This window comes from Enterobacter sp. CPE_E890 (assembly GCF_046521475.1).
In the GTDB taxonomy this organism is placed as follows: Bacteria; Pseudomonadota; Gammaproteobacteria; order Enterobacterales; family Enterobacteriaceae; genus Enterobacter; species Enterobacter adelaidei.
This window is the reverse complement of sequence record NZ_JBKFZW010000001.1, coordinates 2,673,317-2,696,934: the sequence shown is the minus strand read 5'-3', so window position 1 is coordinate 2,696,934 and position 23,618 is coordinate 2,673,317. Positions and strand designations below refer to the sequence as shown.

Sequence of the window (23,618 nt, the reverse complement as noted above, 5' to 3'; positions counted from 1 at the left end):
ATATAGTGGTTATAGTTAATCTGTTTTTTATTATTAAATCGTCTTAAGCGATTGACCGCATGCGCTAAATCGGATGGTCTGGCATGAAATTACAGCAGCTTCGTTATATCGTTGAGGTGGTGAATCACAACCTTAACGTCTCGTCTACCGCTGAGGGGCTTTATACCTCGCAACCTGGCATCAGCAAACAAGTGCGTATGCTGGAGGACGAATTAGGTATCCAGATTTTCGCCCGCAGCGGCAAACATCTCACGCAGGTAACGCCGGCAGGACAGGAAATCATCCGCATTGCGCGGGAAGTCCTCTCTAAAGTCGACGCGATTAAGTCTGTGGCGGGGGAGCATACCTGGCCGGACAAAGGCTCACTGTATATTGCCACGACGCATACCCAGGCGCGTTATGCCTTGCCAGGTGTTATTAAGGGCTTTATTGAGCGTTATCCGCGCGTCTCTTTGCATATGCATCAGGGGTCACCGACGCAAATTGCTGAAGCGGTGTCGAAGGGAAACGCGGATTTTGCCATCGCGACGGAAGCACTTCACCTGTATGACGATCTGGTTATGCTCCCGTGCTACCACTGGAACCGTTCGATTGTGGTGACTCCCGATCACCCGTTGGCGGGTAAAGGGTCGGTGACTATTGAAGAGCTGGCGCAATATCCTTTAGTGACCTATACATTCGGCTTCACCGGACGGTCAGAACTTGATACAGCCTTTAACCGCGCAGGATTAACGCCGCGTATTGTCTTTACCGCCACCGATGCTGACGTTATTAAGACCTATGTACGGCTTGGCCTTGGGGTGGGTGTTATTGCCAGCATGGCGGTTGATCCGGTTTCAGACCCCGATCTGGTGCGTCTTGATGCGCACGATATTTTCAGCCACAGCACAACGAAAATTGGATTCCGTCGCAGTACCTTCCTGCGTAGCTATATGTATGATTTTATTCAGCGCTTTGCCCCGCATTTAACACGTGACGTGGTTGATACTGCCGTCGCATTACGCTCGAATGAAGATATTGAAGAGATGTTTAAAGACATCAAACTCCCGGCAAAATAATCACTCCCGGTATCTTTCCCTGAGGGAAAGATACCGAAATAACGTCTCAAAGCTAAATTAGAATTATCATCATCTACGCATCCCCTGCCATATAATGTCATTACCCATTTTATCTGCAGGGTTATAATGTCGTGAATTGGCGACAAAAGTAGAAACTAATTTGACGCTTCGCAAATATTTCTTTTCAGTTATTTATTTCTGGTCAAAAGATTGAATATTTCATACCTCCCAATGCATAAATTCACTGGCTTTTCGGCTAAAGTTTCTTTAGGATTTATCTCAACAGATGATTAATTGTACCAATTGTTTGGTCCTAAATGATAAGCGATGTCGATTGTATGAGGTTAGCAATGCCTTCTGGAAGTGAAGAACCGCAAAGGGATCCTGCGCTTAAGCGTAAAGCCTGGCTGGCGGTCTTTCTCGTCTCCGCCTCCTTTTGGGCGGTGGTTGCTCTCCTGGCCTGGAAATATTGGGGTTAACTATGGCACTGACGGTACGAACAGAGACGGTAAAACAGATGCGTCAGCATCGTGACAATGGTCACAAGGTGCGGAAAGCACCTGCGAATACTGTGCCTGCATCCTGGAAACTGACGCCGCAGCAGCAAGCCTTTATTGATGTGTTCGCGGAAGACGAACCCAAAAAACAATAATTTAGTTGATTGCGTAATGATGCAAATAGTCTGAATAGTGACTCCGCATTTTTGTACTCTTTAATAAATACACATCAGTAATATAGAACTGAGGGCGACCTCGGAAACGTTTATAAATAATGCCTGGTGTCCCTATGATGAATAACACGACGTCTCATAAATACTGGTCATGGATCGGCGTTTTTACCGTGTCGATTCTGTTCTGGAGCCAGCTCATCTGGCTGGCCTTCCGTTAAATTGTAAAACCTCGCTGCGGCGGGGTTTTTTGTTTTCACCTTCTGAACACATCTGAATTTATCAATTTGGGTTGTTATCAAAACGTTACAGCGTCTTTGTGTTATCTTTAATTACGGCCCTGATGATTGTCAGGACATCTCTGTAATTAAGGAGGAGCTTATGTCGTTAACCCTACGCGAAGCCAGTAAGGACACATTACAGGCAGAAAATAAAACCTGGCATTACTACAGCCTGCCGCTGGCTGCCAGGACGCTTGGGGACATTTCGCGTTTACCCAAGTCCTTGAAAGTTTTGCTGGAAAATCTCTTACGCTGGCAGGATGGTGATTCTGTCACCCTCGAAGATATCCAGGCGCTGGCAGGGTGGTTGAAGCATGCCCACGCCGACAGAGAAATCGCTTATCGCCCGGCCCGGGTCCTGATGCAGGACTTTACCGGTGTTCCCGCAGTGGTTGATTTAGCCGCTATGCGCGAGGCCGTTAAACGCCTTGGCGGGGATACCGCAAAAGTGAATCCGCTTTCCCCTGTGGACCTCGTCATTGACCACTCCGTAACCGTCGACCGCTTTGGTGATGACGACGCCTTTGGCGAGAACGTGCGTCTGGAGATGGAGCGCAACCACGAGCGCTATGTCTTCCTGAAGTGGGGACAACAGGCATTCAGCCGGTTTAGCGTCGTGCCACCAGGCACCGGAATTTGCCATCAGGTTAACCTTGAGTACCTGGGTAAAGCCGTCTGGAGTGAACTGCAGGATAAAGAGTGGGTGGCTTATCCGGACACGCTGGTGGGAACGGATTCACATACCACCATGATCAACGGTCTTGGAGTACTGGGGTGGGGGGTTGGTGGTATCGAAGCCGAAGCCGCGATGCTCGGCCAACCGGTATCCATGCTCATCCCGGATGTGGTGGGCTTCAAGCTCACCGGAAAACTGTCAGAGGGCATAACAGCTACCGATCTGGTACTCACCGTCACCCAGATGCTGCGTAAGCATGGTGTGGTAGGTAAATTTGTTGAATTCTATGGTGATGGGCTGGATTCGCTGCCGCTGGCTGACCGCGCCACCATTGCCAATATGTCTCCGGAATATGGCGCAACCTGCGGCTTTTTCCCCATCGATGATGTGACGCTGGAATACATGCGGCTTAGCGGTCGCAGCGAAGAGCAGGTCGCGCTGGTGGAAGCCTATACCAAAGCGCAGGGCATGTGGCGCAACCCGGGCGATGAACCGGTCTTCACCAGCACGCTTGAGCTCGATATGGGCAGCGTTGAAGCGAGCCTTGCCGGGCCGAAACGCCCTCAGGATCGGGTCGCGTTGACTGACGTGCCCAAAGCGTTTGCCGCCAGCAATGCGCTGGAAGTGAACGTGGCGCAAAAAGATCATCGCCCGATCGACTATGTCCTGAACGGGCATCAGTATCAGCTCCCGGATGGCGCGGTGGTTATTGCAGCCATTACTTCCTGTACCAATACCTCAAACCCCAGCGTATTGATGGCAGCAGGTCTACTGGCCAAAAAAGCGGTTGAGCTTGGGCTAAAACCTCAGCCGTGGGTCAAGGCTTCGCTGGCACCGGGCTCCAAAGTCGTATCGGATTACCTGGCTCAGGCCAAACTGACACCGTATCTCGACGAACTGGGCTTTAACCTGGTGGGTTACGGTTGCACCACTTGCATCGGTAACTCTGGCCCACTTCCTGAGCCGATTGAAACGGCGATCAAACAGGGTGATCTGACGGTAGGCGCAGTCCTTTCCGGCAACCGAAATTTTGAAGGGCGCATTCATCCGCTAGTGAAAACCAACTGGCTCGCCTCGCCTCCGCTGGTGGTGGCATATGCTCTGGCAGGAAATATGAATATCAACCTGGTGACCGACCCTATTGGTCACGATCGCAAGAATGACCCGGTCTACCTGAAAGATATCTGGCCGTCTTCGCGTGAGATCGCGCTGGCCGTTGAAAAAGTGTCAACCGAGATGTTCCGCAAAGAGTATGCGGAAGTCTTTGAAGGTACGCCGGAATGGAAAGCCATCAACGTCGCAGGGTCGGATACCTATGACTGGCAGGATGATTCGACCTATATTCGCCTGTCGCCGTTCTTCGATGAAATGCAGGCTGAACCTGCGCCGCTTAAAGATATCCACGGCGCGCGCATTCTGGCGATGCTGGGAGATTCTGTCACTACGGACCATATCTCTCCGGCAGGGAGCATCAAAGCCGACAGCCCGGCAGGCCGTTATTTGCAAAGCCGGGGTGTCGAACGCCGTGATTTTAACTCCTACGGGTCGCGTCGCGGTAACCATGAAGTCATGATGCGCGGCACGTTTGCCAATATTCGCATTCGTAACGAGATGGTTCCGGGCGTGGAAGGGGGCATGACGCGCCATCTGCCAGGTACGGAAGTCGTTTCGATTTATGATGCGGCTGTCAAATATCAACAGGAAGGTACACCGCTGGCGGTGATCGCCGGGAAAGAGTACGGTTCTGGCTCAAGCCGTGACTGGGCAGCGAAAGGTCCGCGTCTGCTTGGTGTTCGTGTGGTCATTGCCGAATCGTTCGAACGAATTCACCGCTCGAATCTTATTGGGATGGGGATCCTACCGCTTGAGTTTCCGCAGGGCGTCACGCGTAAAACGCTGGGCCTGAGCGGAGAGGAGCAGATTGACATTAGTGGTCTGCAAAATTTACAGCCTGGTAAAACGGTGCCAGTGAAATTAACGCGGGCAGACGGAAAAACCGAGGTACTGGAGTGCCGGTGTCGTATTGATACGGCAACAGAGCTGACCTATTACCAGAACGACGGTATTTTACATTACGTGATTCGTAAGATGCTGGATTGACGAAACCAGCCCGGCACGTGCGCCGGGCTTTTTGCTCTTACTCTTTCAGCAGGTGGCCCATTTTTGCGGCTTTGGTATCAAGATAGTGGGCATTTTTGGGATTGCGGCCCACAATCAGCGGTACACGCTCAACGATATTGATCCCCGCCTCGGTCAGGATTTCCACTTTTTTCGGGTTATTGGTCAACAGACGAACTTCATCTACACCCAAAAGCTTGAACATATCGGCGCACAGGGTGAAGTCACGCTCATCGGCGGCAAAGCCGAGCTGATGGTTCGCTTCCACCGTATCGTAGCCCTGGTCCTGCAGCGCGTAGGCGCGGATTTTATTCAGCAGACCAATGTTACGGCCTTCCTGACGATGATAGAGCAGAACCCCACGGCCTTCCTCTGCGATGTGAGTCAGCGCTGCTTCCAGTTGGAAACCGCAATCACAGCGCAGGCTGAACAACGCATCACCCGTCAGACACTCCGAATGTACGCGGGACAGAACCGGTGTCTGCCCTGAAATGTCGCCGTACACCAGCGCGACATGATCCTGTCCGGTTGCCAGTTCTTCAAATCCCACCATCAGGAAATCGCCCCATGGGGTTGGCAGTTTGGCTTCTGCCACACGTTTAAGCTGCATGTGATTCTCCAGAGTAGGCTGACACGTGCCGTGCCTTTCGCCTGTTTTGCTTTCTGTATCAGTTCATTTTGCCACAAGCTCAGCATGTTCACCTAATGGGCACCATGCTATATGAACGTTAAACGCACGATCCGACATATCCACGTATCGAATAAATTTCAGTTATGATTGTGACGCTTAGCAAAAAAGGAGAAGACATGCTTTCAATCGCCAGACGTACGGCAGCAGGTGCGGCCATTTTACTGATTATGCCTCTGGCCGTATGGGTTTCGGGCTGGATGTGGCAGCCTGGGCAGAATGCGGCATGGCTGAAAACGTTATATTGGATAACGGAAACCGTCACACAGCCGTGGGGAATTATTACTCACGTCCTTCTCTGCGCGTGGTTTCTGTGGTGTCTGCGTTTTCGACTGCGGGCGGCGCTAATGCTTTTTGCGATCCTCGGTGCTGCCATTTTGATTGGTCAGGGCGTGAAATCCTGGGTTAAAGATCGCGTTCAGGAGCCACGGCCTTTTGTCGTCTGGCTGGAAAAAACTCACCATATTCCTGTGGATGAATTCTACAATTTAAAACGTAAAGATCGTGGCGCACTGGTGAAAGAACAGCTTGCTGAACAGCAGGATATTCCGAAGTTTTTGCGTAAACACTGGCAAAAAGAGACGGGGTTCGCGTTTCCTTCTGGCCACACCATGTTTGCGGCCAGTTGGGCGTTACTGGGCGTTGGATTACTCTGGCCGAGACGACGAACCGTGACTATCGTGATTTTACTGGCCTGGGCGACCGGAGTGATGGGCAGCCGCCTATTGCTGGGGATGCATTGGCCGCAGGACCTGGCGGTCGCTACGCTGATCTCATGGCTGCTGGTCACGCTGGCGACCTGGCTTGCCGAACGACTCTGCGGTCCGTTAACGCCACCGCTCGAAGAGAAAGAAGAAATTGCCGAAAGGGAGCAAAGTGACGGTTGACGGTTGATAATCCGTCTTTCGCCCATAAATCCATAGCTGGCGCGTTACTTTTTCCGTTTCGCGCCCGTCACTAAAATGGTAGTTTATAAGACTGATTGCGGTGAATTGAACACACTTTATTCGCTTGAACCACATAACGGGAAGTAATGTGAAATATTTACTCATTTTCTTACTGGTATTGGCGATTTTTGTCATTTCAGTCACATTGGGTGCACAAAACGACCAACAGGTGACGTTTAACTATCTGCTGGCGCAGGGCGAGTACCGGGTATCGAGCCTGCTGGCGGTCTTATTTGCTGCGGGCTTTGCCATTGGCTGGCTGGTTTGTGGTCTTTTCTGGTTGAAAGTCCGTGTTTCTCTTGCGCGCGCTGAACGTAAAATTAAACGCCTCGAAAATAACATTGCGCCTGCGTCCGACATTCCGGAAAGCTCTGGTGTGCCGGTCGTGAAGGAATAATCGACTATGCTGGAGTTGTTGTTTCTGCTTTTGCCTGTAGCCGCAGCCTATGGCTGGTATATGGGCCGCAGAAGTGCGCAACAAACAAAGCAGGATGAGGCCAACCGACTCTCCCGTGACTACGTTGCGGGGGTTAACTTCCTGCTGAGTAATCAGCAGGACAAAGCGGTAGACCTGTTCCTCGATATGCTTAAAGAGGATACGGGAACCGTTGAAGCGCATCTCACCCTGGGGAACCTGTTCCGCTCACGCGGCGAGGTTGACCGCGCAATTCGTATCCACCAGACCCTGATGGAAAGTGCCTCCCTGACCTACGACCAGCGACTCCTTGCGGTACAACAGCTGGGGCGGGATTATATGGCCGCAGGGCTGTACGATCGTGCTGAAGATATGTTCTCGCAGCTGGTGGATGAAACTGATTTCCGTATCGGCGCACTACAGCAACTGCTGCAGATTTATCAGGCCACCAGCGACTGGCAAAAAGCTATCGATACCGCGGAACGTCTGGTTAAGCTGGGTAAAGATAAACAGCGCGTAGAGATAGCGCATTTCTACTGCGAATTAGCCCTTCAGCAGATGGGCAGCGACGACATGGACAAAGCCATGGCGTTGTTGAAGAAAGGCGCCGCCGCCGATCGTAATAGCGCGCGTATTTCGATCATGATGGGGCGCGTCTTTATGGCGAATGGCGATTACGCCAAAGCCGTTGAAAGCTTGCTGCGTGTTATCGACCAGGACAAAGAGCTGGTCAGCGAAACGCTGGAGATGCTGCAAACCTGCTATCAACAGTTGGGTAAGCAGGAAGAGTGGGTGGCGTTCCTGCGTCGTTGTGTGGAAGAGAATACCGGTGCGACCGCAGAGCTGATGCTTTCAGACGTGGTTGAGAAGTATGAGGGGAGCGACACCGCGCAGGTTTATATTACGCGTCAGTTGCAGCGTCATCCGACCATGCGGGTATTCCATAAGCTGATGGATTACCACCTGAATGATGCTGAAGAGGGGCGTGCTAAAGAGAGCCTGATGGTGCTGCGCGACATGGTAGGCGAGCAGGTGCGCAGCAAGCCGCGCTATCGTTGCCAGAAGTGCGGGTTTACCGCGTATACGCTCTACTGGCACTGTCCTTCATGCCGTGCATGGTCCACCATCAAGCCAATTCGTGGCCTCGACGGGCAGTAATTTTTTAAAACACTGCATTTTAGTTACAACATACTGATGATGTTTACCGCTTCCTGAACTCCGTGCGGTTTGCCAGCCTGGCAGGAAAACAAATGGATTCTGTCAATTTGCGGCGGCGGCAGGTAGAATGCTCGCCGTTTATCTGTTCCGCGCCGCTGCGCGCCCATAGACGAAAAGGGCTGGTCATGACGTCTGTTACTTCCTCCACTTCCCGCGTAATTACGGATTCTCCTGTTGTTGTTGCGCTTGATTACAATAAGCGCGACGCAGCTCTGGCCTTTGTCGACGGTATCGATCCTCGCGACTGCCGTCTGAAAGTTGGCAAAGAGATGTTCACGCTGTTTGGGCCGCAAATCGTACGCGATCTGCAACAGCGCGGCTTTGACGTTTTCCTCGACCTTAAATTCCATGATATTCCAAACACCACGGCGCACGCTGTTGCAGCCGCCGCGGAGCTGGGGGTATGGATGGTTAACGTTCATGCGTCGGGTGGAGCAAGAATGATGACGGCCGCCCGCGAAGCGCTTCTGCCGTTCGGTAAAGATGCACCGCTGCTGATTGCGGTCACCGTGCTGACCAGTATGGACGAAAGTGATTTACGCGACCTGGGTGTGACGTTGTCACCTGCGGAACATGCTGAGCGCCTCGCACGTCTGACACAAAATTGCGGTCTTGATGGTGTTGTCTGTTCGGCTCAGGAAGCGGTGCGTTTCAAATCAGTCCTGGGGCAGGATTTTAAACTTGTTACCCCGGGGATCCGCCCCGCAGGCAGCGACGTGGGCGATCAGCGCCGTATAATGACACCTGAACAGGCACTGGCTGCAGGTGTTGACTACATGGTCATCGGACGTCCGGTGACGCAGTCTGCGAACCCGGCAGAGACCCTTAAGGCTATCAACGCGTCGCTGAAAAAGGGGGCGTAATGACAGATTCCAACAGCCGTCTTGTTTACTCTACCGAAAGCGGACGGATAGACGAACCGAAAACGAAAGCGGAACGTCCGAAGGGGGACGGTATTGTTCGGATCCAGCGTCAGACCAGTGGGCGAAAAGGAAAGGGGGTATGCCTTATCTCCGGGATCGATCTGGATGATGCGGAACTGGCAAAGCTGGCGGCTGAACTGAAAAAGAAATGTGGCTGCGGTGGTGCCGTGAAAGACGGCATAATCGAAATTCAGGGTGATAAACGCGATTTAATTAAATCGCTGCTCGAAGCCAAAGGCATGAAAGTTAAGCTGGCAGGCGGCTAACAGAAATAAGCCACGACAAATGCCGTGGCTTGTTTTATATACGTGCGTAAGTCAGACCTGAAATGCGTTCTAAATAGAGTAATATCGGGGATGGCTTATCGAATTATTATTTACCAACCTGGTGACCGATAATACCACCGACAGCCGCCCCACCTAATGTCCCCAGCGTACTACCATCTGTTAATACTGCACCACCGAGAGCACCGGCACCGGCACCAATAGCGGTGTTGCGGTCACGTTTAGACCAGTTAGAGCAAGCGCTCAGGGACATTGCTACAGTGATTGCCAGAACAGCGGCGGCTACTTTTTTGCTGGTTAAGGTCATAATACTTTCTCCTGAATTATCGATTCACGGAAAGATGTACACATTAAGTATAGACGAATCGAATACTTAATTCTGTTCTCCGCGAAAGCTGGTCGCGCAGGCGTTACGTAATCACGCAGGTGATAGTCACTTCCTGTTATATCGCTAACATTAATTTTACGACTTTAGGCCAGCTTAAACAGGTAAAAACTCTTAAAGGGAGGTTAGGAATCATCTCAGAGAATGGGCTGCGTATGCGCCCGAAAGTCGGGCGCATACTGTGCTCAGGCGGGGGTTTTAATAATATTGACGATGAGTCCGTCATCTTCCAGTTTATTACGGTGGACGTCGCTCAAACGTTCATCGGTAATGACGCGACTAAAGCGAGAAATTGGCCCCATTGTATAAGGGTGAACAGCGCCAAATTTAGAGCTATCCGTAAGCACAATGGCTTCACATTCTTTTTCGAGTACAGCATTTACTACGTCAGAACGCATCATATCCCGGCCGGTGAAACCTGTCTCCGGTTGCCAGCCGTCGATCCCGATAAACGCCTTGCTGAAATGAACCTGCTGGACATACTGGCGTGTCAGAGGACCTACCATACTTTCACTTTTTTTCTGGTAAATTCCCCCCAGCAAAATCACTTCACAGCGTGTTTCTTTGAGTAAATGCGCGATATAGCTGCTGACCGTGATGATGGTAACGTCTTTTTGATCGGCAAGCGTACGCGCCAGAAGGGCATTGCTGCTGCCGTTTTCAATAAAAACGGTCTCACCATTGTTCACTAAAGACGCGGCAAATTCTGCCAGTTCACGTTTAAGCGCGTAGTTATTCATCATTCGCGTTTCAACGTCTTCGCTGTCGAGTGGGACAGCATATCCATGCGCACGACGGAGGTAGCTCTGTTTTTCCAGCAGATTAAGATCCTGACGGATGGTGACTTCAGAAACACCCGTGGTTTTAGCAAGATCGACCACGCTTACGCGCCCCTGATCGATGACCATCTGCAAAATGATTTGTTGTCGGGAATTCATAGCATCCATTTAATAAAGCGAAACGAGGTCGGGAACGCTGGGGTTAAACTTCCCACGGCGCCTTTGGCTGACGGTTTTCTGGCGCATTGTCGGCACCATTCTGAGCAAGAAGTTCAGACTTCAGGATCTCAAGATTACGGATCGCAGAGTGATAATCGCCCGCCACCAGGATATCCAGCACGGTATCAATACGTTGTGCTACAGCTTGTGCATCAATAGTAGACATAATCTCACCCCAGGAGCGAAAAGTTAATATTTTCAATGATGCAGAAAATAGGATCAAAAGAGAAGGGAAAAAATGCAATAACTAAATTACATAAACAACAGTGATAAATTTATTCCCTCTCATGCAGTGGGCTTAATGAGTGGATTAGTCTAAAACTGCGCGCAAGGCGCTTTTTTATAAGAGGAATTAGACTATGACAGTTATCAATCAGCCTACATGCACACTGTTTACCGATTCTAAACGTTTCACGCAGTTATCAGGGTATTACGAGGCGGAGCGCCGTACAGTCTGGATGATGCTGCAGGCCCAGCCGCGTCCTTGCTTCAATCATGCGCTAATTGAGGAGATCATGAACCTCTCATGGTTGGTGCGTCAGTCTGGTTTTGAGGTCGATTTTTGGGTAACCGGATCGCTGGTTCCTGAAATGTACAATACAGGAGGTGATTTACAGTTCTTCGTCGAGTGCATTCAGAACGGACGTCGGGAAGCGTTACGGGCATATGCACGCGCCTGCGTTGATTGCGTTCATGCGGCATCACGCGGGTTTGATACGGGGGCTATCACGCTGGCAATGGTAGAAGGCAGTGCGTTAGGTGGCGGGTTTGAGGCCGCTCTGGCGCACCATTTCGTACTGGCTCAGCGCGATGCCCGTTTAGGTTTCCCCGAGATTGCCTTCAACCTGTTCCCGGGCATGGGGGGATACTCACTTGTTGCACGTCGCTCCGGTATGAAACTGGCAGAGGAACTCATCTATAAAGGGGAATCGCATACGGCAGAATGGTACGAACAGCACGGGCTGGTGGATGTGCTGTTTGAACCTGGACAAAGCTACGTCTCTGTCAGGACATTTATCGACACGCTGCGGCCAAAATTGAACGGTATAAGATCAATGTTACGTGCCCGTACACGCGTTCTGCAATTGCCCCGCAGCGAGCTGATGGACATTACAGAAGACTGGGTTGATGCCGCATTCTGCCTCGAGCCAAAAGATATCGCCTATATGGAGCGTCTGGTTATACTGCAAAACCGCCATCATGCGGCGGGTTTACGCAAAGCCAGTTAACGCTGATTTCGCGATTGATATCGTTTTAGCCATCGCTCGAATACGGCAGCGGGCATCGGCTTAGCAAAAAGAAAACCCTGCCGTTCGTTGACGCCATTCTTAGTCAGAAAGGCGTCTTCTTTTGCACTTTCCACGCCTTCCGCAATCACCTGCAGATTTAACGCCTGTGCCACCGCAACAATCGCGCGAACCAGGGACTGGGAGATGGATTGCTTATGAATATCCCTGACAAAAGATTGATCGAGTTTAATGGCATCGATCGGGAATCGGGCCAGTTGCGAGAGCGAAGAGTAGCCCGTGCCAAAATCATCCAGATGAATTTGCGCCCCTAACTTGCTGAACTGCTGGATTACTGAAAGCGCCAGCTCTTCGTTCTCGATAAGACAGCTTTCGGTTAACTCAACGTCCACAGGGCAGTATTCAAAGTTCAGATCTTTTAGCGCCTGTTTTAAATCACTGAAAATAGTCTGATCGGCCAGCTGGCGCGCAGAGACGTTCACGGCCACGCGCAGATTAATCCCCTTGTCGCGCCATTTAGCGATCTGGCGAACCACGTCCAGCATCACCCAGCGACCTAAGGGCACAATCAAACCCGACTCTTCGGCATAAGAGATAAATTCCAGCGGAGGGATCAAACCGCGTTCTGGTGACTGCCAGCGGACCAGCGCTTCAAGACTACGGACTTCCCCACGCCAGGTTATTTTGGGCTGGTAGTGGATCAGCAACTGATCGTTATCAAGCGCTTTACGCAGGTTGGTGTCCAGCCAGAGATATTCAAACACGCGCTGGTTCATCTCAGGTGAGAAGACACAAAACTTACCCCGTCCGTTCTCTTTGGCGGTGTACATCGCAGTATCGGCATTGCGAATGACGCTTTCCCGGTCAATGCCATGCTGTGGTGCGAGCGCGATACCCAGAGAACAACCGGTGTAAATTTCAATCAGACCAATTCTGAACGGCTGGCGCAGACGGGTTAAAATGCGCGACGCCATTGCTTCCAGAGAACCCTGCGAGGTATTTGTGGCCATGACAATAAACTCATCACCGCCGAGTCGAGCCAGTATCTGGCCCTCATCAAGACAACTCAAAATAGCGAGGGCGACAGCCTGAAGCAGCTGATCGCCAAACATATGCCCGTAGGCATCGTTGACCTTTTTGAAGTTATCAAGATCGAGATAGACCACGCCAACCTGCGTTTCGCCACGGCTGTCGATGGCATCTGAAATCAGTTCGTGGATCGCATTGCGGTTTGGCAACCCGGTGATGGTGTCGGTATTGGCCAGCACGCGCAGCCGCTCCTGAGCACGGCGTTCCTCTGTAATATCGGTACCGGAACAGATAAGAAAAATTTCATTTTTACCGCTGCCGCTGTGAACGAATTTGTTTCTGAACAGAAACAATCTTTGTCCTTTTCGCGTTTTGATCCAGCGTTCGACTTCATACGAACTGCCGTTACGAAAGAAACCGGTAATATTGCGCTTTGAGGCCGCTGCTTCGCTGCGGCTCATAAAGAGCTTAAACACGTTCTGGCCAATGACTTCCTGTTCTTTCAGGCCGGTATACTCTTCACTTAGTCGGTTAAAACGCTGGATATTACCGTTATGATCGAGAATAACAATGACGGAGTTGGCCTCTGAGACTACCTGTTCCGCAAATGAGAGACCCTGTGCCAGATCGCGGGCCACGGAGGGGGTATCATTCCAGGAGGAAGCGGTGCCAGCCCACTCATTGCGGGTTATTTTGCGTCCGACAAGATGGACAGGGACATTTTCCCCGTACAAAGAGAGTGTCATTGAAATGCTGGAGGTAATAACAGTTAACTGACGGATGAGGTCAGCCTGTTCGTCGTCCAGCGACACCACCTGAGTCACGTCGGCATTTTCACTTGCGGCAAGATGCAGAGCGTTGCTGTCAGCTGATAATCGCCACCATGGGCTGTGAGTGCCCATGTAACGAAACAGCAAATTCTGCTCCAGATCGTCCATCATGTATTCTCCCGCAGCTGCTCATTAGCGCACAAATTATTCATTTGCTGTCGACTTTTCCGTTGTGAAACAGCGGCAAAACCGAAGTGAACTTATTGTTTTTTCCCTGAATTCTTATAATAAAACGAGTCACGCTAAAAAGGATACGTAGCGTATAAAAATTCACGTAACCGAATATAACAACACTCTTTTACTGTAGATAATTATGGTGAGTTTGGGCGGAGGGAGATTGAAAATAGTAAGAAAAAGTGATGATTTTGTGGTGAAAGATAAAAGTAAAATGTCGGCCTCTCCTGCAAAGAAAGGACCGACATTTTAACAGGTTATCAGGCGACAGGGCGCGCGATAATGCTGCGGGTTTCCATGCGAACTTCAGCGATGTTTACGTCAATCACATCTGTGACTTTGTAAACCGTTTCACCTTTAATTTGCACAGTCCCATTTTCCTGGCTACAGACCATTTCGTCACGGACAGCGTGCAGGAACGGAGCAGGGATAAAGGCGACAGCACCGTTATCCACCAGACGGACGCGCATACCGCCACGGCTGATATCAATGATCTCCGCAGCAAAGCGGGTATCTGTACCGGTTTTGTCCTTCAGGAAACGCGCGTACAGCCAGTCCCCAACATCACGTTCTGCCATCCGGTTCAGACGACGACGATCGGCCATCTGCTGGGTGGTATCGTCCTGAGGACGTGCAATCGTTTCGCCTTTGATAATCGCTTTCAGCAGGCGGTGGTTAACCATATCGCCATACTTACGGATCGGGGATGTCCAGGTCGCGTAGGCTTCCAGTCCCAGGCCAAAGTGCGGACCTGGCTCTGTGCTGATTTCTGCAAAGGACTGGAAGCGACGAATGCGGCTATCCAGGAAACCAGAAGGCTGTGCGTCAAGCTCGCGACGAAGCTTGCAGAAGCCCGGCAGCGTCAGTACTTCTTCTGGATCAACGTGCACATCGTGATTTTTCAGCAAGGCTGCCAGCGCTTCGGTATTGGCCGGATCAAATCCAGTGTGGACGTTGTAAATGCCAAAGCCCAGTTTGTCTCGCAGCACGCGAGCGGCGCAAATGTTGGCAGAAATCATCGCTTCTTCAACAATGCGGTTGGCAATGCGTCGTGGCTCGGCCACGATATCCAGCACTTCGCCTTTTTCACCCAGAACAAAGCGGTAATCCGGACGGTCTTTGAACACCAGCGCATGGGTTTTACGCCACTCGCCGCGGTTCAGACAGATACGGTGCAGCAGACGAATCTGAGCGGCAATGGCGTCTGATTCCGGTTTCCAGCTGCCGGTGTTCTCCAGCCAGTCGGAAACATTGTCATAAGCCAGCTTGGCTTTTGATTCAATGGTCGCGGCGAAGAACTCAATATCATCTTCAATCGTGCCATCTGCAGCGATGGTCATGCGGCAGGCAAGTACCGGACGCACTTCATGTGGACGCAGTGAACAGAGGTCGTCTGACAGCTCGCGCGGCAGCATCGGGATGTTAAAGCCAGGCAGGTAGTTGGTGAATGCGCGGGTTTTCGCCGTATCGTCCAGCTTGCTGCCTTCAGCAATCCACGCGGTTGGGTCCGCAATGGCGACAGTCAAATGCAGTTTGCCATCGGCACTCTCTTCAGCGTAGAGGGCATCATCCATATCTTCTGTACTGGCGCTGTCAATGGTGACAAATTCCAGGGCAGTGAGATCGCGACGAACCAGGCCTTCATCCTGCATCTCAGTTGTAACGCCATTCGGCGCCTCTTTTTCAAGATTATGGCGTGCAAGCGTCACCCACCACGGCACGAAATGGTCGTCGCCAAAGGTGATGAACTGGGTCAATTCAGCATAAAAACCGCGATCGCCTTTCAGAGGATGACGGCGCATTTCTGCTACTGCCCAGTCACCTTCTTTAAAATCATGCTCAACGCCACGGGCGGCGCGGCAGGGAATAGCATCTTTCAGCAGGGGATGATCCGGCACGATAGAAAGACGATCGTCTTTTCTCTGCACCTTGCCCACAAAACGGGTCAGGAACGGTTCGATCAGTTCTTCCGGCTCGGCGGACTCACGATCCTTCTCGGTATGAATGACGGCCATGACGCGATCGCCATGCATCACTTTTTTCATCTGCGGTGGCGGAATGAAATAGCTTTTCTGCGCGTCAACTTCAAGGAAGCCAAAACCCTTTTCTGTGGCTTTTACGACCCCTTCTGCACGCGGCGTCTGGGAATGCAGTTGCTGTTTAAGCTGCGCTAGCAGCGGGTTGTCCTGAAACATAATGTTCTATTTTCGTAGCCATTGAGCGGCTGACAGTTTTACGCGATTCTCACTGTATCAGCAAGCGCTCTTTGGGTAATTAGTATGGTTATTCCTCTTTACCAAACGCGACGTTCAGACGATTGAGCCAGCCATCAAATGCGCTTTGGCTTAGCAGTTCGATTGCGTGTACGGCAGGGAGTCCTGCATCCATGAGCGGGGTAAACTGTGCGGCGCTGAAGCGGTCAGGAGAGCGTGTCAGCAGTTCTGTCGCTGCCGAAAGTGCGGGAGAGGTCAGAGAAATCTCTTCGCGAATGTTGATCAGGATTTCTCCCGTCAGGTCGAGTAGCGTCGGTTCATGGCAAAGGACCGGCGTCAGCGCTTCAAGCGCGGGTTCCGACTGCCAGCGGGAGAGAGATTCAAGCTGATGTGCACTTGCATAGCGCAGTTCGACGACGGGTAAAAGCGGTACCCACGCGTCATGGGGCGTGGGCAGGGTGTGCGGCTGAATATGATGGCCCGGCAACCAGCGAACAGGATGTCCCAGCAGAGCCTGAAACACCGCGACTACGCGAGCCTGAAAACCAATAAAGCCGATAATCTGGTTAATCACCACAATGTCGTAGGTTGACAAGCCCACCTCATCAAGCTGGTTCCGGGCTTTATCATCAATGACATCAGGAGAGCTGGCGAGCTGGCGGGCATACTGGGTGATTTGCGCCAGACGTCGGTTGCTTTCACGCGAGGAGTCCGGGCCGGGAAGCGGGGCGAGGAGGGCGGCGTAGTGGTTACACAGCCGCTGAACGCCGCAGGCCTGCGCAACGGTTAACGCGGTACTGAGCCGATCGTAAGCGCTGAGCGTTTGCAGGCGATTCACGGGAACTGAGAGCGGAAACAGCAGTTGGCATAAGGCTCTTGCAGGAGTAAGCCAGCCTGTACAGGCGGCGACAATCTCATCAGGCAGGGCTAAATCGAGCAAAAAACGATCGTCGACGTTAGCGGCTTCGGGCACCAGGGGCAGAACATCCGTTTGCGCGTGGTTGGACTGGGTTTCGTGGTACCAGTGGCCTTTGCCGGAAAAACGGCGTTGTTCCATGTGCGTTCCTTGATCTCAAAATGGCGATCAATATCCTGGCGTAAGGCTGATAAAGGGAAAAATATTGTTAGGTGATAACAAATAGCAGAACGGAATAACGAAGGGGTGGCGCGGAGGGAAAAACTCTCTTCCCATGCGGGAAGAGAGCCAAAACTTATTTAATTTCCAGCTCGTTCATTGCCGCGATGTTGAAGCCACCGTCAACGTGAACCACTTCACCGGAGATACCAGCGGAAAGGTCAGAGCACAGGAATGCAGCAGAGTTACCCACATCTTCAATGGTAACGGTACGACGAATCGGGGTAACCGCTTCGCAGTGTGCCAGCATTTTACGGAAATCTTTAATACCGGAAGCTGCCAGGGTGCGGATAGGACCTGCAGAGATGGCGTTAACGCGCACGCCTTCAGGACCCATTGCGTTCGCCATATAGCGTACGTTGGCTTCCAGAGACGCTTTAGCCAGACCCATGACGTTGTAGTTAGGGATAGCACGTTCAGCGCCCAGGTAGGACAGGGTCAGCAGCGCTGCGCCCGGGTTCAGCATCGCGCGGCAGGATTTCGCCATCGCCACGAAGCTGTAGGAGCTGATGTCGTGAGCGATTTTGAAGCCATCACGGGTAACCGCGTTCACGTAGTCGCCGTCCAACTGGTCGCCAGGAGCGAAGCCGATGGAGTGAACGAAACCGTCGAATTTCGGCCATGCTTTTGCCAGTTCAGCAAACATGCCATCGATGCTTTCGTCTTGTGCAACGTCACATTCCAGAACAATGCTGGAACCCAGCTGCGCGGCAAACTCTTCAACACGGCCTTTCAGCTTGTCGTTCTGGTAGGTGAACGCCAGCTCAGCGCCTTCGCGATGCATTGCCTGAGCGATGCCGTATGCGATGGACAGTTTGCTGGCAACGCCAGTCACCAGAATGCGCTTACCGGAAAGAAAACCCATAGCTTTAATCCTTATATTCATTGTTGTGGCGATCGTCATCTTCTTGGGACAATCGTCGTTAAAACGCGGCGATAATATCACGTGTCGCGTGCTTAGTTAATCCGACCACTCTTTCAACGCGCGGTTAACGGTCTTTTCGCCATGCATCGGCGGTCAATGCTTCACCAAAATGCCCGGCAATCAGTCTTTTCGTCAGTTCATGAAGCGGGGACGCCATCACATCCGCCGTGCTGCCGCGCTCGACGACTTCCCCCTGGTGCATGACCATGACCTGGTCGCTGATATGTTTCATCATCCCCAGATGTTGGGTGACGTAGATATAAGAGATACCCTGTTTTTCCTGCAATTCCAGCATCAGGTTGATTAACTGCGAACGCATCGACATATCCAGCGAGGCAAGCGCTTCGTCGGCGATGATCACTTTCGGGCGCAAAATCAACGCGCGCGCCAGGCCCAGACGCTGTTTCTGACCCGGGGCTAACATATGCGGGTAATAGCTTTCGTGATCGGGCAACAACCCAACCATACGCAGGGTTTCAAAGATACGCTTACGGCGCGCCTCTGGCTCCAGGTCGGTGTTCAGACGCAGCGGAAAATCCAGAATTTGCGAAATGCGCTGACGTGGATTGAGCGAGGTTGACGGATCCTGGAAAATCATACGGATGCGCTGGCTACGGAAAGAGTAATCACCGAATTCCAGGGGATGATCGTCAATCAACACTTCGCCTGCCGTCGGTTCAACCATGCCGGCGAGCATTTTCGTCAGGGTGGATTTCCCGGAACCGTTCTCGCCGATGATCGCCAGGGTCTGTTTTTCACGCAGCGTAAAGCTCAGCGGTTTCACCGCGTCGACGGTTTGACGATGAAACAGCCCCGTACGGTAGCGAAAGGTCTTACTCAGGTTGCGAACTTCCAGCAAAGTTTCGACCATTTCACTCTCTCTCCATGTTCAGTGGGAAATGACAGGCGTAAAGATGATTTTTGGCCCCGGTCAGGCGTGGTGTCTCGATACATTTACGCTGAGCATACGGGCAGCGCGGGCCGAGACGACAGCCTATCGGCAAGGACTCCAGCAGTGGAATGGCTCCAGGCAACGTATTCAGGCGACTCTTATGCGGCATGGCGCTGCCAAAATCCGGAATGGCACGGATCAACGCCTGCGTGTATGGATGATGCGGCGCGTTGATTAAATCTTCACTGGGCGCTGTTTCGACCGTCTGCCCGCAGTACATGACATCAATTTTGTCGGCCCATTTGCTGAGCATCTGCAGGTCATGGCTGATCAGCAAAATAGTGGTGTTGTTATTCTGGTTGAGACGCGACAGCAGGCGGAAAATTTGCGCCTGCGTGGTCGGTTCCATCGCGTTTGTCGGTTCGTCGGCAATCAGCAAACGCGGCTGATTAGCCAGCGCGATGGCAATCATCACTTTCTGACACTCGCCGTCGGTCAGCTCATACGGGAAGCTGCGCATGGCATCTTTATGATCTTTGATCCCGACGCGGTGCAGCAGCTCAATGGCACGACGCTTGCGCCAGCCAATGCGCTGCCACCAGCGGCCTTTATAGGTCCAGCCGGGAATGTTCTGCATCAGCTGTTTGCCCACGCGCTCGGACGGGTCGAGACAGGATTGGGGCTCCTGGAAAATCATTGAGACGTTATGGCCCACCAGCTTACGACGCTCGCGGTGGGAGAGGCGCAGCAGGTCAATATCATCGAACCGCATACGGTCAGCGGTCACGCGCCAGTTATCTTTTGCCACACCGCAGATGGCTTTAGCGATCAGGCTCTTGCCCGAACCGGATTCTCCCACCAGCCCGCGAATTTCACCCTCAGCGAGCGTGATACTGATGCGATCGACGGCTTTAACCCAGCCTTCACCGGTTTTGAACTCGATAGTGAGGTTGCGAATATCAAGAAGCGGCATTATTGCACCCCCGCGTTAATTGCACGGCGAATACCGTCGCCCAGCAGGTTGATAAGCAGCACGCTCACCATAATGGCCGCACCTGGCAACATAACCACCCACGGCGCCACGTAGATGAGCTCCAGGGCATCGCCAAGCATCGCACCCCATTCAGGTGACGGCAGCTGTGCGCCGAGGTCGAGGAAACCGAGCGCCGCGATGTCCAGAATCGCCATCGACAGGGCGCGGGTAATCTCGGTGACCAGCCCGGAAGCGATGTTCGGCAGAACGGCGAACCACAGAATATTGAACGTTGTTGCCCCGTCCAGACGGGCAGCGACGACATACTCTTTTTCCAGCTCATCATGCACCATGCTGTAAACCGAACGAACGATGCGGGGTAAAATTGCCAGCCAGACGGCGAACATGGCATGCGACAGATGCGGACCCGCAAACGCGACGACAATGATTGCCAGCAGCAGAGACGGGATCGAGAGCAGGGTGTCCAGAATGTGGTTCAACACCGCCGAACGCAGGCCATGGGTGGAACCTGCAAAAATGCCGAGCGCCAGACCACAGATCGTTGCCGCAAAGGTCACCACAAATGCGCCACCCACCGTTGGCGCTGCACCGCTCAACAGGCGGCTCAAGACGTCACGACCCAGGTCGTCAGTGCCCAGGAAGAAAGAGACCTCACCGTAGCGTGACCAGGAAGGCGGCAGCAGCTGATAGCCAAGGAACTGTTGGTCAATGCCATACGGCGCAAACCACGAGCCAAGGACGCAAAGCAAGACCAGACCGGCACAGCCATACAGGCCGATCATTGCCGTGGTGTCACCATAGAATTTACGCCACACGGTACGCAGCACACCGGGCGTGCGCTTTTCACTGTATACGTTATCGTAAGGCATACCATTCCTTATGCTTCAATGGGTTAGCCATCGCACCCAAAATATCGGAGATCACGTTAACAATAATCACCAGCGAGCCAATCACCATGACACCTGCGGAAATAGCCGCATAGTCCTGCTGGCGGATGGCGTTTATCAGCCAGCGTCCGAGCCCCGGCCAGCTAAAGACCATCTCGGTGATCATTGCCAGCGTTAACATGGTGGAGAACTGTAGCCCGAGTCGTGGGATCACCGGTGGCAGCGCATTGTGTAGCACATGACGGCGCAAAATGGTCAGACGTGATAATCCACGCGTGGCGGCGGCTTTGACATAGTTTTGATCAAACACCTCGATGGTGCTCAGACGCATCAGACGGATCACTTCGGTCGTTGGGGCAACCGCCAGCGTTAGCACCGGCAATACCATATGGCGCAGCGCGCTGACGATCATCTCATGACGCCACACCGAATCAGAGAGCCATGCGTCTATGATTGCAAAACCGGTCACCGATTTAACGGTATAGAGCAGGTCAAAACGACCGGAGACCGGAAGCCAGCCCATGGTCAGTGAGAAGAAAAGCGTCAGCAGCAGCGCCAGCCAGAAGACAGGGATCGAGAAGCCGAGCAGGGCGAGAGCGCTGATAAACTTATCCTGCCATTTGTTGCGATAAATTCCGGCCAGCATGCCCACGGGAATGCCGACCATCAAAGCAAAGCCGAAGGCCAGAATGCACAGCTCCATCGTGGCCGGAAAAACCTCTTTTAGCTGATCGGAGATCAACTGCCCGTTAATGCTGGAGACGCCAAAATCCCAGTGCAGTAGACCGTTAAACCAGAAGATCCAGGCATCCCACAGCGATGACCCCTGAAGTGGGGCATGCGGCGTGAAATAGCTCAGGCTGAAGCCGACGAAATTCAGGAAAAAGAGCGTCACCAGCAACAGAAGAAGCCGACGTAAGGTAAAAATAATCATGGTTTTTTCACCTCTTGTTCTTTTTCGCGCGACACTCCGGCGAACGAGGCGTTGCCAAACGGGCTCAACACCAGACCTTTAATATCATAACGATAGGCCTGAAGGCGCAGGGAAGAGGCCAGCGGCAGTACGGGCAACTCCTGGGCAAGGATCTTCTGTGCTTCATCATAGGCGTCGATACGTGAGGCCAGCTGCTGGGAAGCCAGTGCTTTTTGCATCACAGCGTCAAACTCCCGGTTACACCAGTGGGCATAGTTGGTCTGCGAGTTGATCGCCGCACAGCTCAGAAGCGGCCGGAAGAAGCTGTCCGGATCGTTACTGTCGGTCGCCCAGCCGGTCAGGGTTAAATCATGGTTCATGTCCATCAGGCGTGCCTCCTGGAAACGACCCTCAACCGGTACGATGATCACTTTCACGCCCACCTGCGCCATATCGGCCTGCAGCAGTTCGGCGGTTTTCAGTGGACTTGGGTTCCATGCCTGGGAGCTGGTGGGCACCCAAAGTTGCAGGGTCAGGTTTTCCGCGCCCAGCGCTTTCAGTTGTTCACGCGCTTTTGCCGGATTGTACTCCGTAATTTTAGCTTCACCGTCATAGGCCCATGAGGCGCGCGGTAAAATTGAGGCGGCGGTTTCCGCCGTGCCGTAGTAGATCGACTGCATCAGGCGCTGATTGTTGATCGCCAGCGCAAGGGCATGGCGGACGGCAGGATTATTTAACGGCGGTTTGTCGGTATTAAACGCCAGATAGGCAATATTCATACCCGGGCGCAACGTCAGGCGCAGGCGCGGATCGTCGCGCAAAATGGTGAGCTGGCTGGCAGCAGGCCAGGCGAGCACGTCGCACTCCCCGGTCAGCAGTTTTGACAGTCGTCCCGTCCCGCCAGAACCGAGATCGACCACGACCTGCGGCATCAGCGGTGTGCCGCGCCAGAAATGCTCGTGACGTTGCAGGCGAATATATTGACCCGCGCGGTATTCGGCGAGCTGGAACGGACCGGTGCCGACAGGTTGACGATCGAGCAGCTCCTGATGGTCCGATTTAGTCAGATTCGCCGCATATTCAGCAGACATGACTGACGCATAATGGGTTGCCAGGTGCCAGAGGAAAGAGGCATCCGGGCGCGTCAGTGTAAATTCAACGGTCCGGTTATCCAGCTTGCGCACGCTTTTAACCGTGTCGGCAAACTGCAGGCTGTCGAAATAGGGGAAGTTGCTGCCGTTAACATTATGCCACGGGTGGTTGCGGTTAAAGATTCGCTGGAAGGTAAAGACCACATCATCCGCATTCAGCTTGCGCGTTGGGGTAAACCACGGCGTTTTTTGAAACGCGACATCATCACGCAGATGAAAACGGTAGGTGGCGCCGTTATCAAGCACTTCCCAGCTTTCCGCAAGCTCAGGCACCAGACGATAGGTGTAAGGATCGACATCCAGCAGACGATCGTAAAGTTGTGCGGCAAGCGTATCGACAATCAGGCCGCTGCCCGCCTTTTGCGGGTTGAAAGTATCCACCTGACCGCTTACGCAATAGACGAAGCCGCTGTCACGAATATCAGGCTGCGCAACGTGCTCGGGCGCAGCAAAGGCCAGGCTGCTGAAGAGACCGAGTGCAAAAAAGGACGATAAAACCAGACGCATAATTTTTAAGGTTTTTAGGTTCGATCTGCAAAGTGTATCGCACTTACGCCTGCTTCGTAAAAA

At 52.6% G+C, this 23,618-nt stretch carries 24 protein-coding genes; 11 read left to right on the top strand and 13 right to left on the bottom strand.

The features are described from left to right. The first annotated feature begins 83 nt into the window (after positions 1–83). The 5 genes from cysB to acnA all read left to right on the top strand — a co-directional run bounded on the left by cysB (position 84) and on the right by acnA (position 4,782). Entirely contained in the window at positions 84–1,058 is a 975-nt protein-coding gene (gene cysB / locus ACLHV9_RS13250; RefSeq protein ID WP_006175683.1) for an HTH-type transcriptional regulator CysB, read from the top strand. Positions 1,059–1,396: 338 nt separating this feature from the next. Then, entirely contained in the window at positions 1,397–1,537 is a 141-nt protein-coding gene (locus ACLHV9_RS13245; protein WP_218064857.1) for a YmiA family putative membrane protein, read from the top strand. A gap of 2 nt (positions 1,538–1,539) precedes the next feature. After that, entirely contained in the window at positions 1,540–1,710 is a 171-nt protein-coding gene (locus ACLHV9_RS13240) for a hypothetical protein (protein ID WP_032666965.1), read from the top strand. A gap of 137 nt (positions 1,711–1,847) precedes the next feature. Next, positions 1,848–1,946, top strand: coding sequence for a small membrane protein YmiC (gene ymiC / locus ACLHV9_RS13235; protein ID WP_049006961.1), 99 nt, complete (start codon positions 1,848–1,850; stop codon positions 1,944–1,946). Between the two features lie 160 nt (positions 1,947–2,106). Further along, positions 2,107–4,782 carry an aconitate hydratase AcnA gene (acnA, locus tag ACLHV9_RS13230; protein ID WP_410375979.1) on the top strand — a complete coding sequence of 892 codons (2,676 nt, stop codon included), beginning with the start codon at positions 2,107–2,109 and terminating at the stop codon, positions 4,780–4,782. Positions 4,783–4,819: 37 nt separating this feature from the next. Here acnA and ribA read toward each other — a convergent pair whose 3' ends face one another. Further along, positions 4,820–5,410: a GTP cyclohydrolase II gene (gene ribA / locus ACLHV9_RS13225; RefSeq protein ID WP_028013401.1), complete on the bottom strand. Its 591-nt coding sequence runs from the start codon at positions 5,408–5,410 to the stop codon at positions 4,820–4,822. A gap of 197 nt (positions 5,411–5,607) precedes the next feature. On the opposite strand from ribA, the gene pgpB reads away from it, so the two are divergent. The 5 genes from pgpB (at position 5,608) to yciH (ending at position 9,257) form a co-directional block, all read left to right on the top strand. Next, entirely contained in the window at positions 5,608–6,375 is a 768-nt protein-coding gene (gene pgpB / locus ACLHV9_RS13220; protein WP_028018802.1) for a phosphatidylglycerophosphatase B, read from the top strand. 148 nt (positions 6,376–6,523) lie between these two features. After that, on the top strand, positions 6,524–6,832 hold the full coding sequence (locus ACLHV9_RS13215; RefSeq protein WP_023312067.1) for a LapA family protein: 309 nt from the start codon (positions 6,524–6,526) through the stop codon (positions 6,830–6,832). 6 nt (positions 6,833–6,838) lie between these two features. Further along, positions 6,839–8,008 (top strand): lipopolysaccharide assembly protein LapB, encoded by a 1,170-nt coding sequence (gene lapB, locus ACLHV9_RS13210; protein ID WP_028018803.1) that lies wholly within the window; start codon positions 6,839–6,841, stop codon positions 8,006–8,008. 185 nt (positions 8,009–8,193) lie between these two features. Next, the gene (gene pyrF, locus ACLHV9_RS13205) at positions 8,194–8,931 is read left to right on the top strand and encodes an orotidine-5'-phosphate decarboxylase (RefSeq protein WP_028018804.1); all 738 of its coding nucleotides are present in this window, start codon (positions 8,194–8,196) and stop codon (positions 8,929–8,931) included. Next, positions 8,931–9,257 (top strand): stress response translation initiation inhibitor YciH, encoded by a 327-nt coding sequence (gene yciH, locus ACLHV9_RS13200; protein ID WP_028018805.1) that lies wholly within the window; start codon positions 8,931–8,933, stop codon positions 9,255–9,257. Before pyrF ends, yciH begins: the two co-directional genes overlap by 1 nt. Positions 9,258–9,363: 106 nt before the next feature. Here yciH and osmB read toward each other — a convergent pair whose 3' ends face one another. The 3 genes from osmB to ACLHV9_RS13185 all read right to left on the bottom strand — a co-directional run bounded on the left by osmB (position 9,364) and on the right by ACLHV9_RS13185 (position 10,824). Further along, a complete protein-coding gene (gene osmB, locus ACLHV9_RS13195) occupies positions 9,364–9,582 on the bottom strand; it encodes an osmotically-inducible lipoprotein OsmB (RefSeq protein ID WP_028018806.1) in 219 nt (72 codons plus the stop codon). Positions 9,583–9,845: 263 nt separating this feature from the next. After that, positions 9,846–10,598: a DNA-binding transcriptional regulator YciT gene (locus ACLHV9_RS13190; RefSeq protein WP_028018807.1), complete on the bottom strand. Its 753-nt coding sequence runs from the start codon at positions 10,596–10,598 to the stop codon at positions 9,846–9,848. A gap of 43 nt (positions 10,599–10,641) precedes the next feature. Further along, on the bottom strand, positions 10,642–10,824 hold the full coding sequence (locus tag ACLHV9_RS13185; protein WP_024907126.1) for a hypothetical protein: 183 nt from the start codon (positions 10,822–10,824) through the stop codon (positions 10,642–10,644). 193 nt (positions 10,825–11,017) lie between these two features. Between ACLHV9_RS13185 and ACLHV9_RS13180 the strand changes: the two genes are divergently transcribed. Next, on the top strand, positions 11,018–11,887 hold the full coding sequence (locus tag ACLHV9_RS13180) for a crotonase/enoyl-CoA hydratase family protein (protein ID WP_028018808.1): 870 nt from the start codon (positions 11,018–11,020) through the stop codon (positions 11,885–11,887). Here ACLHV9_RS13180 and pdeR read toward each other — a convergent pair. From pdeR to sapA, 9 genes are all read right to left on the bottom strand, one after another. Next, positions 11,884–13,875: a cyclic di-GMP phosphodiesterase gene (pdeR, locus tag ACLHV9_RS13175; protein ID WP_028018809.1), complete on the bottom strand. Its 1,992-nt coding sequence runs from the start codon at positions 13,873–13,875 to the stop codon at positions 11,884–11,886. The genes ACLHV9_RS13180 and pdeR overlap by 4 nt on opposite strands. 323 nt (positions 13,876–14,198) lie before the next feature. Then, a complete protein-coding gene (locus tag ACLHV9_RS13170) occupies positions 14,199–16,133 on the bottom strand; it encodes an exoribonuclease II (protein WP_028018810.1) in 1,935 nt (644 codons plus the stop codon). Positions 16,134–16,221: 88 nt separating this feature from the next. Further along, positions 16,222–17,208 carry a carboxymuconolactone decarboxylase family protein gene (locus ACLHV9_RS13165; protein WP_028018811.1) on the bottom strand — a complete coding sequence of 329 codons (987 nt, stop codon included), beginning with the start codon at positions 17,206–17,208 and terminating at the stop codon, positions 16,222–16,224. Between the two features lie 154 nt (positions 17,209–17,362). Continuing rightward, positions 17,363–18,151, bottom strand: coding sequence for an enoyl-ACP reductase FabI (gene fabI / locus ACLHV9_RS13160; RefSeq protein WP_003856831.1), 789 nt, complete (start codon positions 18,149–18,151; stop codon positions 17,363–17,365). Between the two features lie 124 nt (positions 18,152–18,275). Then, positions 18,276–19,082, bottom strand: a complete 807-nt coding sequence (gene sapF, locus ACLHV9_RS13155) for a putrescine export ABC transporter ATP-binding protein SapF (RefSeq protein WP_410397553.1) — start codon at positions 19,080–19,082, stop codon at positions 18,276–18,278. Position 19,083: 1 nt separating this feature from the next. Then, positions 19,084–20,076, bottom strand: a complete 993-nt coding sequence (gene sapD, locus ACLHV9_RS13150) for a putrescine export ABC transporter ATP-binding protein SapD (protein WP_028018818.1) — start codon at positions 20,074–20,076, stop codon at positions 19,084–19,086. Continuing rightward, the gene (sapC, locus tag ACLHV9_RS13145) at positions 20,076–20,966 is read right to left on the bottom strand and encodes a putrescine export ABC transporter permease SapC (RefSeq protein ID WP_108089772.1); all 891 of its coding nucleotides are present in this window, start codon (positions 20,964–20,966) and stop codon (positions 20,076–20,078) included. Before sapC ends, sapD begins: the two co-directional genes overlap by 1 nt. Then, a complete protein-coding gene (sapB, locus tag ACLHV9_RS13140; protein WP_028018820.1) occupies positions 20,953–21,918 on the bottom strand; it encodes a putrescine export ABC transporter permease SapB in 966 nt (321 codons plus the stop codon). The genes sapC and sapB overlap by 14 nt, the downstream gene beginning before the upstream one ends. Then, a complete protein-coding gene (gene sapA / locus ACLHV9_RS13135) occupies positions 21,915–23,555 on the bottom strand; it encodes an ABC transporter substrate-binding protein SapA (protein WP_108089773.1) in 1,641 nt (546 codons plus the stop codon). The genes sapB and sapA overlap by 4 nt, the downstream gene beginning before the upstream one ends. Positions 23,556–23,618: the final 63 nt, after the last annotated feature.